Below are 16,016 nucleotides of genomic sequence, written 5' to 3'. Positions count from 1 at the left end.
ACACAAGGAGCGTCTGCAAATAAAATAAAAATGCATTTTATAAATGTTTTAAATAATAGGAACTGTATAACATTGAGACCTGTGACATAGAATGATGATGGTGTACCTGCTTACTCACGTACGGATAAACAATAGCATTGCATAAGGTCTTATATATGCAACCTTACTCTATAATGTTGCTCATATTTTTAAACTTAAATGCTTCATTCAGCGTATTCTTGTATCCATTCAAAACTATCTTCTCAAGACAAACCATAATCTCTTTACTGAACAGTTTTCGTATTCATAACATGCATAATTATACTTTTTATTTAGAGAAACACTCTTGGAAAAAAGAGACAAAATTTAGCTCTGATTTCCTATACAAAAACTGCTCACAGCCACGATATACTTTGCTATTTTAATATTTCTTTCACGCATACAATTCGCTAAAAATCCGATATTTATTTCTAATTATCCCCTCATCAACACCTTAAGCACTCAGAAATTCAAATTTTTATTTGCCTTATTGGCCTCTTCTCGTAACAATTTTTTCATTATTTAGATCTCGTTAACGGGCGATATGGCATAATTTTTATCAGTCTCCAATCTTATCTTCCAGGTTTTAAATTACCTATATATAACAAAATAAAGGAGTTCAGTTTGAAAAAATCTTGTCGGTTTCGCGTTTTAATGCTTGCATGTATCTTAATAGCAAAAGTCATTGTATTGGGCTCACCACGTTTGTTGCACGCACAAACCTTTAATCAGAATTTAGGACCTAGCGGTTTACCACTTCCACGATTTGCTTCGATTAAACCTACGCGTGTTAATGTCCGTGTTGGGCCAGGAAGCAACTATTCTATTATTTTTACCTACAAAAAGAAGGGTCTACCCATTGAAATCATCCAAGAATATGATCAATGGCGCAAAATTCGTGATGCAGAAGGCGATGAAGGGTGGGTATATCAATCGCTTTTATCAGGAAAACGAACGGCTATAACTATTCCATGGCAAAAAGATAAAACAAAAAGACTGATGCTACGAAAAAAACCCACCGATAATGCACAACTTGTGGCAGAGGTGGAGCCTAATGTTATCGGCAATATCCACCAATGCGATGGACAATGGTGCGAAATTACTCTTAATAATGTTCATGGATGGCTTCATCAACCTCAATTATGGGGGATTTATCCTGATGAAAAAATAAAAGGCTGGTGAATGCTCAAACGCATCAAGTTTAATTTTTATTTCTCATTGAACATGCTTATTCCCTATCACAAGATTGATTTTTTTGTTTCAATCGAACAATCAAATCAACATGTGAAATTTCCATACCCTCTGGTGGTGTAGGCAAATTTCCAATAATAGGAAATTCTTCTAAATTGCAAGGAATATCAAGAATATGACTTTCACCTTCTATATAAAAATGGTAGTGATCAGAGGTATTTGTATCAAACCAAGTCTTCGAACCCTCTACAGCAATAATTCGTAATAATCCCGCTTCTGTAAATTGATGAAGCGTATTGTAAACCGTTGCTAAGGATACAGGAACACCTGCCCTCACCGCTTCCTCATAGAGCTCTTCAGCAGTAATATGACGATTGCCTTGAGAAAAAATCATATGTGCAAGTTCTAACCGTTGACGTGTTGGACGCAAACCATTTTCACGCAAACGTTTTTCTAACGTAGAAGTGGAATAATACTGCATACCCTCTCCACACTCTTTTGTGGACTGTTGCTCTTCATTCATATCTAAATTGTCTGCACTTCCTGACATATTACAAACCAAAATATCTTCCTGCTTCAATAAGATAAAAATAAAAAATGGGAACAGGACGGTACAATCTTGTATTCCATTTTTAAATAATTATCTATGTAGAATACATAAAAAAGGGCTTTTGTCATTAAAAATGATATAAAATCATTTCCCTCTCTTTAAAATTTGCTCTAAAAGTAGATTAGGGAAAAGCGCAGAAATAAAGATATATGCAAATAAATGGAGTAACCATGGCTGAACAAAAGTCTCGCTACACTTATGAAGAGCTTCTAAGCTGCGCTCGCGGCGAAATGTTTGGTAAGGGTAATGCGCAATTGCCGGCACCGCCAATGTTGATGATTGATCGAATCACTCAAATCAGTGAAACTGGTGGTAAATACGATAAAGGGATGGTTCGTGCTGAATTTGATATTACACCAGACCACTGGTTCTTTAATTGTCACTTTATAGGCGATCCCGTTATGCCAGGATGTCTTGGACTAGATGGTATGTGGCAATTAACAGGTTTTTTTCTTGGTTGGTTAGGAGAGCCAGGGAAAGGGAGAGCAATATCAACAGGTGAAGTAAAATTATCAGGTATGGTAACACCACAAACCAAACTTCTTGAATATGAAATAGATTTTAAGCGTATTCGACGGGGAAATTTAGTCTTAGGAATAGCTGATGGATGGCTCAAAGCAGATGGAGAAACTATTTATAAGGCAAATGATTTACGCGTTGCTTTATTCAAAGAAGATTGAATTTATTTTCATCAGGAATAATTTTTTACTATTCTGTATGGAATAAGGAGGTATGAATGCGTCGAGTTGTTGTAACCGGAATGGGAATTGTTTCCGCGATTGGAAATGACCCCCAAGCTGTTTTAACCAGTTTACGTGAAGCAAAATCCGGGATTTCTTACGCACCTCAATATGCCGAGTTAGGCTTTCGTAGCAGAGTTTACGGTAAACCTGATATTAATATAGAAGAACTTGTAGATCGACGTGCTCTACGTTTTCACGGACGTGGAACCGCATGGAATCATATCGCCATGGATCAAGCAATTGCTGATGCTGGTCTAGAACCTCATGAAGTATCAAACGAACACACAGGTATTATTATGGGTTCTGGAGGTGCTTCAACGCAGTCAATCGTCGAAGCTGCTGATATTACACGCCAAAAGAGTCCAAAACGTGTTGGGCCTTTTGTTGTCCCTAAAGCGATGAGTTCTACTGCATCTGCAACACTGGCAACTTTTTTTAAAATAAAAGGAGTCAACTATTCAATCTCTTCAGCTTGTGCTACCTCCAATCATTGTATTGGGAATGCTTATGAACTGATCCAATATGGTAAACAGGATCGCGTCTTTGCCGGCGGCTGCGAAGATTTGGATTGGACACTCTCTGTTTTATTCGACGCTATGGGCGCTATGTCTAGCAAATATAATGACACCCCTCATAAAGCTTCACGAGCCTATGATGTTAATCGTGATGGATTTGTTATTGCTGGCGGTGCTGGTGTTTTAGTGCTTGAAGAACTAGAATGCGCTAAAGCCCGTGGAGCAAAAATATACGGAGAAATCGTTGGATATGGTGCGACATCCGATGGATATGATATGGTTGCTCCATCAGGAGAGGGAGCAGAACGATGCATGCGCATGGCCCTTGCAACAGTCCACGATAAAATTGATTATATCAATCCCCATGCAACGGCAACGCCTGTTGGGGATCCTCCTGAAATAGAAGCTATCCGACGTATTTTTGGAGCAGGTGATCAATGTCCCCCCATTTCTGCTACCAAATCTCTAACAGGGCATTCCTTAGGAGCCGCAGGTGTTCACGAGGCAATCTATACATTGTTAATGATGAATCATAATTTTATCTGTGAAAGTGCCCATATTGAAGAACTTGACCCAGCTTTTGCTGATATGCCAATTGTTCGTAAACGACGTGATCATCAACAACTAAATACTGTATTGTCAAATACTTTCGGCTTTGGCGGTACCAATGCAACGCTTATTTTTCAACGCTATATATAAATGAAAGTTCTTAGTAATTGAAAAAATACGGTCTTACGGAGAATAATATGAAAGGTTTGATGGAGGGCAAACGCGGCCTTATTATGGGAATTGCGAATGATCATTCAATTGCTTGGGGAATTGCCTGTCAACTCGCACAAGCAGGAGCTGAATTAGCCTTAACTTATCAAGGGGATGCTTTCGGAAAACGTGTTCAGCCCCTAGCAAATGAGCTTGGCTGCAAATTAGTTCTAGAGTGTGATGTTGAAAAAATTGAAAATGTCGACGACATCTTTGAGAAACTTGAAAAAGAATGGAAAACTATTGATTTTATTGTCCATGCTATTGGTTTTTCAGATAAAAATCAGCTAAAAGGACGTTACGTTGATGTTACAACGCGTGAAAACTTTCAACGTACAATGGTTATTTCAGCTTATTCCTTTACTGAAATTGCTCAGCGAGCAGGAAAACTTATGCCTAATGGAGGGTCACTTTTAACTCTTACCTATGGCGCTTCACAGCAAGTTGTTCCTAATTATAATATTATGGGGGTAGCTAAGGCTGCTTTAGAAGCTATGGTCCGTTATTTAGCAGCAGACTTCGGCCCGCAAAATATCCGCGTCAATGCTATTTCTGCGGGTCCTGTTAGAACCCTAGCAGGTAATGGCATTGCAGCTGCCCGTGCAATATTTTCACATCAACGTCGAAATGCCCCATTACGTCGTACCGTGAATATTCATGAAATCGGAAAATCCGCGCTTTATCTACTCTCTGACTTGTCATCAGGCGTTACAGGTGAAATTCATTATGTCGATTCAGGCTATAATATCATGTCCATGCCGATACTTGAAGAACTGAAAAAAACTGAAGACTCCCAAGAAGGATAAAGAACATCTAACTAAAAAAATAAAATCGATTATCTATAGAATGCTTTAGTTGTGTATTGAAGAGTGTTGCTCTACTAGACCGAACCTCATGGCGAAGGCTTTTAAATCCAATCTGTTGCACATATGATATACATACAATTCTCACAAAGAGAATATGATTGTTTTCAGAAAAAAATGTCACGAGATAGCAAACGGCTTGTTTCAAAGGATTTTAATACCTTTGATGACACGGAAAACGAAATTCTGTTGTAGTATTATATTTTCTCTTCAACTTTTCGAGCCAAGGATAATCCATATATTTTCTCAATCTAATCTTTATGAATATAATGCAAAGAACGTGTATGCCCCTCTATCTCTATAAGGATAAGAAAACACAAAACCAATTGTGTTCATTATTATTGTTTTGCAAAGTGTTTTATAAAAAGTTGGTTTATCTCTCCAATCTATTTTGCTGGAAAGTTTTGTGTTTTATGGAGTTTTTTTCCTAACAAAGCCCATGCTTTTTCTACTTCTTGTAAATCAAGATCCAACCCCAAATTAGCAACATATTTAGGATAAATATTAAGACGATTTATTGCTATTTTTGCTGTTGCAGTTTCCGTATCCTAGATAGGAGAAAAATATAAAGGCATAAAAGTAGGAACCATCTTCCGGTTTTGCTATCATTCTTTAATTGAGATCTTACGTTTTTTTAAAGTATCTACCGCAATATTTTTTAATAATAAAGATTATACTTTACCTCATTCCATTATTTTTCTCGTTCTTTAATGAAAGCATAAAATAATCTCCATTATTTAAAAGATACTTTTAAATGCCTTTGCAAGTCGTAAAACTGAATAAAAAATGATGGTAAAGATGTGAACTGGACTTTTATAAAACTTCATATCCTTCCTAAATGAGGCTGTCTTCTTTTTTCAGAAATTACACAAACAGAGATACCCCTCCCCCATCTAGCATACAAAAGCTATTACACAGCAAATAATATTGGAAATTTGATAATAATAATGATATTTTTAACTTATATAAATTAAGAAACTACTCTCTAATGAATCTTCTATTATTCTGTTTGCAAATATCATTATGAGAAGCGTTTAAGAGAAAATTAAAATATCTCTTTCATTACATTAGGTAAACATATGTAAGTGGAAATGATAAATTATTTTCAAAGAGATACTTAACAATAGCCAAAACTTTTATATTTCTATCATAGGATGTTGCTATTTTTTTATGATTAGAATTATTTAAAAACGCAGAATAATATTATATTTCATCCTTGAGAGTGCGACTTAGTAATGTATTAGCCGCTTCTGTTATGTCTTTACCACAATAGAGAATTTGATAAATTTGTTCTACGATAGGCATTTCCACCCCAATGCGTTGCGCTAACATATGTACTTCCTTGGTATTTAAGTACCCTTCCACAACCTGACCAATCTGTTTTTCTGCTTCTTTTATATCCATTCCTTTACCAAGAAATATTCCAAAACGGCGATTACGCGACTGATTATCAGTACATGTCAAAACCAGATCACCTAAGCCGGTCATTCCCATAAATGTGGAAAGCTCAGCACCCATAGCACCCCCTAAACGACTGATTTCAGCGAGTCCTCGTGTGATGAGAGCTATTCGTGCATTTGCCCCAAATCCCATGCCATCTGATATTCCTGCACCAATAGCAATAACATTTTTGACAGCTCCCCCTAATTGAACACCAATCATATCTGAGCTTTTATAAACTCTAAAACTTTTGTCACAATGAAAAAGTTGCTGCAATTCTTTACCAAACCCAACATCAGAAGCTGCTATCGTCATTGCTGTAGGCCAACCGATAGCGAGTTCTTTAGCAAAAGTTGGTCCAGAAAAAACAGCTAAAGGGACTTTTTCACCTAAGATCTCACGAGCGACTTCTTGTAAGAGACGCCCAGTACCATGTTCTAAACCTTTCGTTGCCCAAATAACGCGTGAATATTGATCCAAATAAGGCTGAATATTATACAAAACTTGATGAAATACATGGCTTGGAACAGCGATTAATATATTATCACTTGCTGTTATCGCAGTTTTAAGTGAAGCTTCAAGGAATAAGTTTTCAGGAAATTGAATGTCAGGTAAATATACTTGATTACAGCGTTGTTCTTGTAATCTTTTGATGTGTTGAGAATTATGTCCCCAAAGTAAAACATTATGACCATTACGAGCAAGAGCAATCGCTAATGCACTACCAAAAGAACCAGCCCCGATAACTGTCATTGCAATGGTTTTCATTAACTCTTCTGATTATTTTTTAAATTGCCCATTTCAATCACACATTAATTATTAAAAATAACTTCAATGCTCTCTTTAATATAACCCCTGTAAAATAAAATATCACTTTTTCATCGCTTTATCTTACACTTAGCTCCTTCTTCTATATCCTACGAACCTTTGCTACAAACCCTGTAGAGCTGATACATACCGCATCAGCTCTACTAAAGGTATTTCTCATAGCTATTTATTCTACAGGAGAGTGCATACTTGGAGTTTGTTCCATGGACATTTCTGAGTCTCGTATCTTTTCTGGCTGCTGCCTTATAGATATATTTTGGTTTGATAACTTCTCAGATACTGAAGAATCATCCATTCTTGATATTTCTGGTTCAATAACACGTCCTGAGCCACCCATCATATTATAATTCAAATGGGAAATAGCCCACCACGTACCTCCAATAATAACAAAAACGCAAATAGCAGCGAACCATAAAGCGCTTAAATTCCATTTGGCATCTGGACCAGAGTTCAAGTGTAAAAAGAAAACAATTTGTACTATAATCTGAATAATTCCCATCCCTATAAGATATGCAACCTTTGTACTAATTGCCCAACTTGCCATCATTCCATACATCACAGGAATAAAAGAACCCAAGGTGAAGAATACAGCCAGAATAAAACCAACCAAATAGGAACCAGTACTGGGACCATGTGTTTCATTTTGCATGCTCATCATAACGCTCCTAATAGATAAACCATGGTGAAAACACCAACCCATACAATATCAAGTAAATGCCAAAAAATCGAAAGGCATGCTAAACGTGTTTTATTATTCTGATCCAAGCCATTACGACGAAGATGAAAAAACATCACAACCATCCACAGAAGACCAACACTTACGTGAAGTCCATGAGTGCCAACCAAAGCAAAGAATGCTGACCAATAAGCAGAGAGAACTTCCCGTCCAAAAAGCTGTAGACCTGTTGAAGGATCAATACCTGCATAAGCATTTGGATCGTAATAAAATACCTCACTCAAAAGTTCATGGAATTCGTAAAGTTCCATACCAATGAAACAACACCCCAATATAAAGGTTATTGCCATCCATAAACGCACACCACTGATGTTGTTTTTATGTGCTTGGACCATTGCAAAGCCATAAGTGACGGATGAAAATAATAAAAAAGCAGTCTCAACCAAAACAAACTTTAAATCAATAAATTCATTGCCCGCTTTACCGCCCCCATAAGAAGCAGAAAAGACAGCAAAACTTGAAAAAAGCGTTGAAAACAGAATTAAGTCTGAAAGAATATAAACCCAAAAACCAAACGTCATGACTGAGCTACTATCGTGGTGAAGTTTATCCACAGTACTCACATTATTCATTGTTACTGCACTCATACTGTCACTCCTTGTTCTTTAAGAACAGCTGTAAAGGCATCTTCAGTTTTTTGTACTTCTTCAGCTGGAATATAATAACCATGGTGATCACCTGTTAATGAATGACACACAAGCGTTGCAATAAAACCAACCAGTCCAATCGCAACAAGCCACCAAATATGCCAAACAAGTGCAAAACCAACAACTAATGAGAAGAAGCCAGCAATAATTCCAGCCGATGTATTCGATGGCATATGAATTTTTGTAAATCCACTTGTCGGGCGTTGATAACCACTTTTCTTCATACTCCAATAAGCATCATCAGACTGTATCTTCGGAAGGAGAGCAAAATTATAAGAAGGAGGCGGTGAAGAGGTAAACCATTCAAGTGTACGTGCATCACCCCAAGAATCATTTAACGTTACCGGTAAGTGACCTTTATGCTTAATACCGTACCAAATTGCCAAAACAACCTGTAACACAAAACAAAGAATACCAAGTAAAATAATAAAAGCACCTAGAGCAGCGATAATAAACATCGGTTGCCAACTAGGTTCCATGTAATGCTGAAGACGGCGCGTCGCTCCCATTAGCCCAAGGGCATAAACAGGAAAAAAGGCAAGATAAAAACCAATAAACCAACACCAGAAAGATGCAATCCCTAGCATGCGATTTGGTTTATAACCAAAAACTTTTGGAAACCAAAAAGCAAGTCCAGCTAAATAAGCAAAAACCACACCTCCAATAATTGTATGATGGAAATGTGCTACTAAAAAGAGCGAGTTATGAAACTGCCAATCAGCAGGGACAATCGATAATAAAACACCGGTTAATCCACCACCAACGAAGGTAAAGATCATGCCCATGCACCAAAGCATTGGAGGTTCAAAGCGTATCCTTCCTTTATACATCGTGAGCAACCAATTGAAAACTTTTACACCTGTTGGAACGGCAATAATCATCGTAGCAATACCAAAGAAGGTATTTACAGCTTCACCGCCACCCATTGTAAAGAAATGATGCCCCCAAACGAGAAGCGAAAGGATCAAAATAACTAACATGGCCCATATCATGGAAGTGTAACCAAAGAGGCGTTTTGAAGAAAAAGTTGATACAACCTCAGAAACAATTCCAAAAGCAGGAACAACCAAAACATAAACCTCAGGGTGACCAAAAACCCAAACATAGTTAATCCACACCATTGGATTTCCACCACCAACATTGGTAAAGAAATTCATGTTCAAATAACGATCACATGCCAAAAGTGCAAAGGCTACAGTTAAGACAGGATAAATAACTAAAATAAGAACATTACTGACAAAAGCGCTCCAACAAAAAACAGGCATTCTCATCATTGTCATGCCAGGAGCACGCATCTTAATCAGAGTCGCAACAAAATTGACTGCCCCCATTGTTGTCGCGATACCAGAAAGCTGAAGTGACCATAAATAATAGTCTACTCCTGTATCTGGACTCGTTTGCAATTCTGTAAAAGGTGGATACATGAGCCATCCACCACGACCAAAATTACCAACACCTAGTGATATATTAATCAAGATTGCCCCTGCAGCTGTAATCCAAAAACCTAGATTATTTGCAAAGGGAAAAGCAACATCACGCGCACCAATTTGAAGCGGTATAAGGTAATTGAAAAGACCAAATAAAATGGGCGTAGCCATGAAAAAAATCATGATCGTGCCATGCGCCGAAAAAATTTGATCAAAATGCTCAGGGGGCAAATAACCCGCTGTTTCACTCCCAAGAGCTAAAGCTTGATGCGTTCGCATCATAAGTGCGTCCGCAAAACCGCGAACAAGCATAATAATTCCAAGAATTATATACATAATACCAATGCGTTTATGATCAACAGTTGTAATCCAATTTCGCCATAAAATCCCCCACCACCCAAGCGCTGTTAAAGCAACAACAGCAACTAAACCAATCACAACAATCGCGATACATGTATACAAAACGATTGGTTCATGTGCAAGTGCATGAAAAGCACCTGCCGTAGGATCTGTAAGTCTTCCAAACATTTCTCAACCCATTTCAAATGAAATTCAAGTTTTAAAGAAACCTTATATTAAAAGGGTTCTTTCTCTACTGACCCTTTAAATAACATCAGGATCAAATACTGAACACAATGCACCCCATAGTGTCTGAGCAGCTGCACGTTTCATTAAATCTTCATTACATACTGTATTTTCATCGACACACCGATTAACAATACGATAGTAAAGCCGCCGCTCAACAGGTGCAAAATAACGAACTTCAGCATCTTTTTCCTTCGCAGCAATATCACCCATACGAGGCGCAATAGAAAGTTGACGATAAGATTTACGATCAAGTACTCGACCATTAGCCCGAGCTTTTACAATCCAATCTTCAAAATCCTGCGAAGATACAGAATGCCACTTAAACCGCATCCCTGAAAAACCATCACCACTGTAATTTGCTGAGCTCCCCTTGAATACGCCTTGTTCTTCAGCGATCAAATACAACTTAGCATTCATCTGCGGCATAGCGTAAAGAACTGTACCCAATTTAGGAACCCAAAAGGCATTGACAGAATTTTCTGACGTCAATTGCAATAAAACTTGACGTCCTTCAGGCGCGTAAATTTCATTAACTGATGCAACACCATATTGAGGGTAAATAAAAACCCATTTCCAATCAAGAGCTATAGCATCAATCTGCAATGGCTCCCCTTCACCTACAACCTCTACTGGAAGAGGCTTTGCAGGCTCAAGCTTATAGGTATAATAAGCCGTTAATGAACCTAAAACCATTACGATTATAATTGGAATACCCCACATTAAAGCTTCAATTTTATTTGAATGCGCCCAATCAGGAGAATAATTCGCTTTCGTATTCGATGCACGATATTTTATCGCTAAAAATACTACACTCACCATAACTGGAATAACAACGCAAAGCATAACAAGCACACAAACAACAATCAAAATGAGCTGTTGATGTGCTACATAACCTGATGGCTGAAGGACATCCATTTTACAACCAGAGAAAAGCAGTGCTCCCCCTAAAACCACAAGCATCCCTAATTGTCGAACAAAGCTTTTCATCTTCATTTACCCCCGTCATATGCACTAAAAATTGCCATAAATATAACACCTCATATTGTACAGATTTGAAAATAATTATCAAGTGAATTCAATGTCTATATCACTCTTATTCAACTCTTAATTCTTTACCTTTACAACTTATTAATTGTTTTGCAATATACTCAAGCGCGAAACGATATCCATCACTTCCAAACCCACTTATAATAGCGTCTACACCTGAAGATGTATAAGAATGATGACGAAAAGATTCGCGTTGATAAATATGGGATAAATGAACTTCTACTTTTGGCCCTGAAAACATTTTTAGAGCATCAAGAATAGCAACGGATGTATGACTATAAGCCGCTGGGTTGATGATCAATCCAGAACTTAGTCCTATTGCTTCTTGTATCCATTCTACTAGCTGACCCTCATAGTTACTTTGATAAAATTTTATGATAACATTAGCTCTTTTTGCCCATTCTTTGCAATTTTTTTCAATATCTTCTAGAGTTTCAGTTCCATAAATTTCTGGCTCACGTTGACCTAGAAAATTTAAATTAGGACCATTTAAAATCGTTATCATAACAGACATGGCAACCCTTTTCTTCTCGACCATCACTTATTTAAAAAGTATTTAGCATGTTTTTTACAGCAATAAAGCGCCATCCTTAATCTCAAAAAATTCTGCGCGTCCCTTTAAGTCATCAAATAAAAGGCGATCTGTTCCTGTCATAAATGTTTGCACCGCTAAATCATCAAGAATATCAAATAAAGCTGCACGTCGATGTGAATCAAGATGAGCAGCCATTTCATCAAGAAGAAGAATGGGAGCCCTTTCCGATATCATACCTGTTAAACGTGCATGACACAAAACCAAACCTGTCAACAGCGCTTTTTGTTCACCTGTTGAACAAGATGTTGCTGCTCTATTTTTATCCGCATGAAAAACTTGTAAATCTGTGCGATGTGGCCCCTCTAATGTACGCCCAGCAGCACGATCCATTGCGCGATTACGCTGCAACCGATCACAAAATTGCTCTTCAACTTCAGTGGCTGATAGTTTCTTTAAAGCTGTTTCCAAAAAACCATCAACTTGCAATAAAGCCCGTGGAAAAGGTATCTGTGATGGCATTTGTGTAAACATGTCATTTAAAAGCCGAATAATATCAATACGCGCCGCAGAAATAGCTGTCGCCAATTCTGCCATCTGCTTTTCTAAAGCATCAAACCAAACATAATCTTCATTGCCCTCTAAAAACAAACGATTACGTGCGCGCATCGCCCTATCATAATCGGCTATGCGGCGACTATGCAAAGGATCAATCGCTAAAACCATACGATCCAAAAAACGACGGCGCTCAAGCGAAGGGCCTGTAAAAAGACCATCCATAGAGGGTGTTAAGATACTAATATGACAGTAATCTGTTAAGCAATCACTTGGCTCATTCACACCATTAATATGGACCTTTCGACTGTTATCGCTAACCTCTAAAGCTGTACCAATCTTTACTTCACCATAAAGAGCACATTCAAGACATGCAAAGACAACAAATCCTTCACCTCCTCCATCTATAAAGCTAACATCAGAATATGCAGCCCGTCGCAAACCACGACCCGGCGAAAGAAAAGATAATGCCTCTAAAAGATTCGTCTTACCAGCACCATTATGCCCCGTGAAAACCACATGCTGGCCCGAAAAATGAATATTAAAAGAAGAATAATTGCGATAACGTAAGAGCTTTAGCTGTTTCACAGCCACTTTGTGCACATGACTTACCATGCATTGCAAAACGATTTTCCCTAAACGCGAATAGGCATCAGCACATAGAGCACATCCGCATCATTATTATCACGAATCAAAGCTGGTGCTCCAGCTTCATCTAACATAAAAACCATTTCATCACTTGAAAGCTGCCCAGCAATATCCAAAAGATAACGTGAATTAAACCCTATCTCAAGTGGTGCAGATGTGTAAGTTACAGATAATTTATCTTCCGCACTACCTGAATCAGGACTATTCACAACAAGCCTTAACTGTCCATGCTCAATCGTTAACTTAACTGCACGCCCCCGATCACTTGAAATCGTTGAAACGCGATCAACTGCAGAAGAAAAATCCTGCCTATTAACAACTAATTCTTTGTCATTTCCAAGAGGAATAACACGTTGATAATCTGGAAATGTTCCATCAATTAACTTTGACGTAAAAATCACAGAGCCTACAGAAAAACGAATCTTTGTTTCTGAAAGCTCTATACATACCTCACCATAATTTTCTTCTGAAAGAAGTTTTTGCAACTCTCCTACAGCTTTACGAGGAACAATAACACCGGGCATTCCCTCAACTCCTGAAGGAGCTTCCATCTCAACTTGCGCCAAACGATGACCATCGGTTGCCACCAAACGCAGTTTAAAAACATCATCATGAATAACATGAAAGTAAATACCATTAAGATAATAGCGAGTTTCTTCAGTCGAAATGGCAAATTGTGTACAATCAAGTAAATGTTTCAACCCTGATGCCGATAGAGAAAAGCGATAACCAAACTGCCCTGGAAGAGACTCTGGAAAATCTGCTTTCGGAAGACATTGAAGCTGAAAATGTGCACAACCCGAAACAACAGACATTGTATTCGCTTGGTTCTCATCAACGGATAATACAACTTCATTGCCATCTGGAAGTTTACGAATGATATCATAAAGCAAATGTGCCGGAACAGTTGTTGCTCCTGCCTGTTCAACATTGACTGTAAAAGATTCTGTAACCTCTAAATCAAGATCTGTTGTTTTTAACTGCACATGACTATCTTCTGCATCAATCAAAACATTCGACAAAATAGGAACAGTATTACGGCGCTCTACCACACGGTGAACACGACCAAGAGACTTAAGAAATTGATTACGATCCACTGTAATGCGCATAAAAGCCCCATATGATTTAGCAAAAATGATAAGAATTCCTTAGAATTAAAATAACAGATCCTTTTTAAAGAATCGCCTGTTAGAGTTTATTAAACCTCTTTTAAAATGGCAAGTCACTCCTGCATAAGAAAAAACAAATCCTTTCATTAAATCTCTTAAAGTTTCTTCAAAGAAAGAAATGATAAATGCTATACAGCCTGTTCTCCAATCAATCGCTTCAGTAATTCAAGCTCCTTGGCCAAGGTCTGATCACCACAAACCAAATCTTCAATTTTACGCACAGCATGTAAAACCGTTGTATGATCACGCCCACCAAAACGGCGTCCTATTTCTGGTAACGAGCGAGGCGTTAATACTTTCGCTAAATACATTGCAACCTGCCGCGGCTTCACAACCGTACGTGTTCGACGATTAGACAATAAATCCTGTTTGGAAACATTATAATGGCGTGCTACCGTACGCTGAATTTCTTCAATCCGAATGCGTTTAGGTTCACCTGGACGTGTCAAATGACCTAATAACTCATCAATCCGTTCTAAAGATAAATCAGACTCAAAAGATTGACGAAATAAGAGCTGGTTAAACGCGCCCTCAATATCGCGCCCTGACCCTAAAACCGTTTTTGCAATATATTCCAAAACATCATCGGAAATTGATATCATGCTATCATCTTTCTGTGCCGCCTTCAACCGCTGGCGCAACATTTGCAAACGCATTTCATAGTCTGGTGCCTCAATTTCAAGGGCAACCCCTCCCTGAAGACGAGACCGAACGCGAAGATCAAGCGATTCTAATTCCGCTGGTGGACGATCTGCAGCGACAACAACCTGTTTTGCACTATCAAGCAACATATTAAGTAAATGGCAAAATTCATGTTGTATCGACTTGCCCTGCAAAAACTGCATATCATCAATAATCAAAAGGTCGATATCGCGAAGCTGTTCTTTAAAAGAAAGAGCGTCATTATCACGAATAGCTGTTGCAAAACGCCACATAAAATATTCAGCAGTTAAATAAATAACACGCGCAGATGTTAAACGCTTCAATGCAGAAGCGGCAATCGCTTGAAGCAAATGGGTTTTTCCTAAACCAACAGACGCGTGAATAAAAAGAGGATTAAAACGCAAAGCACTTTTATGCCCCTCTGCTATTGAACGTGCTGCCGCTAAAGCAACACGATTAGACGCCCCCTCAACAAAGCTTTCAAAAGTATAGCGAGAATCAAGCGGAGATCCAAAAACTCCCGCTTGAGAACTTTTGACTGAATGTTCTACACAATTCTCAACAAAAGATGAGGTTGCCGGCTCCTCCAACACAACAGAAGGCGCACTTGTTTTACAAACAACATCTCTTGAAACCCGCTCCATACCGCGAACGATAACTTCAACACGAAGAATTGCTGAGTTCTCTTGTTTCCATAAATGAGTCAAAAGAGAACCATAGTGATTATTAATCCATGAACGTAAAAAAGCTGTAGGAACAGAAAGTTTTACAAGAGTATGACTATACTCAGCAAGTTTCACACGACCAAACCAACTGGTATAAGCCTCAACACCAACCTGCGCCTTTAATTGTGCCATAACACGTATAAAAGCCGCCGCACCCTCCTCCTCTGAAACAATAGAATGCCCTATAGAAGCATTTCTACAAACAACCCCATCACTCTCTGCCATTCTATTCTTTATTACGTTCTCTGCCGACAGGACATTCACCGAAACCCTTTTAAAGGAACTAGCTTTAGAGTTCAATTTATCCACCAT

General features: G+C 38.2%; 14 protein-coding genes. 4 read left to right on the top strand and 10 right to left on the bottom strand.

The features are described 5' to 3' along the window. The first annotated feature begins 672 nt into the window (after positions 1-672). Positions 673-1,200 (top strand): SH3 domain-containing protein, encoded by a 528-nt coding sequence (locus tag D1092_RS00070; protein WP_420913994.1) that lies wholly within the window; start codon positions 673-675, stop codon positions 1,198-1,200. A 46-nt stretch (positions 1,201-1,246) separates the two neighbouring features. On the opposite strand, the gene irrA is transcribed toward D1092_RS00070, so the two are convergent. After that, a complete protein-coding gene (gene irrA / locus D1092_RS00065) occupies positions 1,247-1,759 on the bottom strand; it encodes an iron response transcriptional regulator IrrA (RefSeq protein ID WP_120121635.1) in 513 nt (170 codons plus the stop codon). Positions 1,760-1,989: 230 nt separating this feature from the next. Here irrA and fabA point away from each other — a divergent pair, with 230 nt between their 5' ends. Genes fabA through fabI form a run of 3 tightly spaced genes read left to right on the top strand, consistent with a single transcriptional unit; the run spans position 1,990 to position 4,642 of the window. Further along, positions 1,990-2,499 (top strand): 3-hydroxyacyl-[acyl-carrier-protein] dehydratase FabA, encoded by a 510-nt coding sequence (gene fabA, locus D1092_RS00060; protein ID WP_120121634.1) that lies wholly within the window; start codon positions 1,990-1,992, stop codon positions 2,497-2,499. Between the two features lie 56 nt (positions 2,500-2,555). Then, a complete protein-coding gene (gene fabB, locus D1092_RS00055; protein ID WP_120121633.1) occupies positions 2,556-3,776 on the top strand; it encodes a beta-ketoacyl-ACP synthase I in 1,221 nt (406 codons plus the stop codon). A gap of 47 nt (positions 3,777-3,823) precedes the next feature. Continuing rightward, positions 3,824-4,642 (top strand): enoyl-ACP reductase FabI, encoded by an 819-nt coding sequence (gene fabI / locus D1092_RS00050; RefSeq protein WP_120121632.1) that lies wholly within the window; start codon positions 3,824-3,826, stop codon positions 4,640-4,642. A 1,260-nt stretch (positions 4,643-5,902) separates the two neighbouring features. Here the strand turns inward: fabI and gpsA are convergent. From gpsA to dnaA, 9 genes are all read right to left on the bottom strand, one after another. Further along, a complete protein-coding gene (gpsA, locus tag D1092_RS00045; protein WP_120121631.1) occupies positions 5,903-6,907 on the bottom strand; it encodes an NAD(P)H-dependent glycerol-3-phosphate dehydrogenase in 1,005 nt (334 codons plus the stop codon). 226 nt (positions 6,908-7,133) lie between these two features. After that, positions 7,134-7,616 carry a cytochrome o ubiquinol oxidase subunit IV gene (gene cyoD, locus D1092_RS00040; RefSeq protein WP_241436734.1) on the bottom strand — a complete coding sequence of 161 codons (483 nt, stop codon included), beginning with the start codon at positions 7,614-7,616 and terminating at the stop codon, positions 7,134-7,136. A 5-nt stretch (positions 7,617-7,621) separates the two neighbouring features. After that, complete coding sequence (locus tag D1092_RS00035; RefSeq protein WP_120121629.1) at positions 7,622-8,290, bottom strand: cytochrome (ubi)quinol oxidase subunit III; 669 nt, start codon at positions 8,288-8,290, stop codon at positions 7,622-7,624. Beyond that, complete coding sequence (gene cyoB / locus D1092_RS00030; RefSeq protein WP_120121628.1) at positions 8,287-10,305, bottom strand: cytochrome o ubiquinol oxidase subunit I; 2,019 nt, start codon at positions 10,303-10,305, stop codon at positions 8,287-8,289. The genes D1092_RS00035 and cyoB overlap by 4 nt, the downstream gene beginning before the upstream one ends. Before the next feature lie 75 nt (positions 10,306-10,380). After that, entirely contained in the window at positions 10,381-11,352 is a 972-nt protein-coding gene (gene cyoA / locus D1092_RS00025; protein ID WP_120121627.1) for a ubiquinol oxidase subunit II, read from the bottom strand. A 106-nt stretch (positions 11,353-11,458) separates the two neighbouring features. Next, a complete protein-coding gene (aroQ, locus tag D1092_RS00020) occupies positions 11,459-11,926 on the bottom strand; it encodes a type II 3-dehydroquinate dehydratase (RefSeq protein ID WP_120121626.1) in 468 nt (155 codons plus the stop codon). A 54-nt stretch (positions 11,927-11,980) separates the two neighbouring features. After that, positions 11,981-13,114, bottom strand: a complete 1,134-nt coding sequence (gene recF, locus D1092_RS00015; RefSeq protein WP_120121625.1) for a DNA replication/repair protein RecF — start codon at positions 13,112-13,114, stop codon at positions 11,981-11,983. Between the two features lie 20 nt (positions 13,115-13,134). Continuing rightward, on the bottom strand, positions 13,135-14,256 hold the full coding sequence (gene dnaN / locus D1092_RS00010; protein ID WP_120121624.1) for a DNA polymerase III subunit beta: 1,122 nt from the start codon (positions 14,254-14,256) through the stop codon (positions 13,135-13,137). 188 nt (positions 14,257-14,444) lie between these two features. Beyond that, positions 14,445-16,016, bottom strand: coding sequence for a chromosomal replication initiator protein DnaA (gene dnaA, locus D1092_RS00005; RefSeq protein ID WP_120122732.1), 1,572 nt, complete (start codon positions 16,014-16,016; stop codon positions 14,445-14,447).

It is taken from the genome of Bartonella krasnovii (assembly GCF_003606345.3).
GTDB lineage: Bacteria > Pseudomonadota > Alphaproteobacteria > Rhizobiales > Rhizobiaceae > Bartonella > Bartonella krasnovii.
Note: the sequence above shows the minus strand (reverse complement) of the source record. Positions and strands in the feature narration are given on the sequence as shown.

What these genes read in the sequence shown, in the direction of transcription:
- D1092_RS00070 (WP_420913994.1), top strand. Translation starts at nt 673, where the DNA reads ATGCTTGCATGTATCTTAATAGCAAAAGTCATTGTATTGGGCTCACCA.
- irrA (WP_120121635.1), bottom strand. Translation starts at nt 1,759, where the DNA reads ATGTCAGGAAGTGCAGACAATTTAGATATGAATGAAGAGCAACAGTCC.
- fabA (WP_120121634.1), top strand. Translation starts at nt 1,990, where the DNA reads ATGGCTGAACAAAAGTCTCGCTACACTTATGAAGAGCTTCTAAGCTGC.
- fabB (WP_120121633.1), top strand. Translation starts at nt 2,556, where the DNA reads ATGCGTCGAGTTGTTGTAACCGGAATGGGAATTGTTTCCGCGATTGGA.
- fabI (WP_120121632.1), top strand. Translation starts at nt 3,824, where the DNA reads ATGAAAGGTTTGATGGAGGGCAAACGCGGCCTTATTATGGGAATTGCG.
- gpsA (WP_120121631.1), bottom strand. Translation starts at nt 6,907, where the DNA reads ATGAAAACCATTGCAATGACAGTTATCGGGGCTGGTTCTTTTGGTAGT.
- cyoD (WP_241436734.1), bottom strand. Translation starts at nt 7,616, where the DNA reads ATGCAAAATGAAACACATGGTCCCAGTACTGGTTCCTATTTGGTTGGT.
- D1092_RS00035 (WP_120121629.1), bottom strand. Translation starts at nt 8,290, where the DNA reads ATGAGTGCAGTAACAATGAATAATGTGAGTACTGTGGATAAACTTCAC.
- cyoB (WP_120121628.1), bottom strand. Translation starts at nt 10,305, where the DNA reads ATGTTTGGAAGACTTACAGATCCTACGGCAGGTGCTTTTCATGCACTT.
- cyoA (WP_120121627.1), bottom strand. Translation starts at nt 11,352, where the DNA reads ATGAAAAGCTTTGTTCGACAATTAGGGATGCTTGTGGTTTTAGGGGGA.
- aroQ (WP_120121626.1), bottom strand. Translation starts at nt 11,926, where the DNA reads ATGTCTGTTATGATAACGATTTTAAATGGTCCTAATTTAAATTTTCTA.
- recF (WP_120121625.1), bottom strand. Translation starts at nt 13,114, where the DNA reads ATGGTAAGTCATGTGCACAAAGTGGCTGTGAAACAGCTAAAGCTCTTA.
- dnaN (WP_120121624.1), bottom strand. Translation starts at nt 14,256, where the DNA reads ATGCGCATTACAGTGGATCGTAATCAATTTCTTAAGTCTCTTGGTCGT.
- dnaA (WP_120122732.1), bottom strand. Translation starts at nt 16,016, where the DNA reads ATGGTGGATAAATTGAACTCTAAAGCTAGTTCCTTTAAAAGGGTTTCG.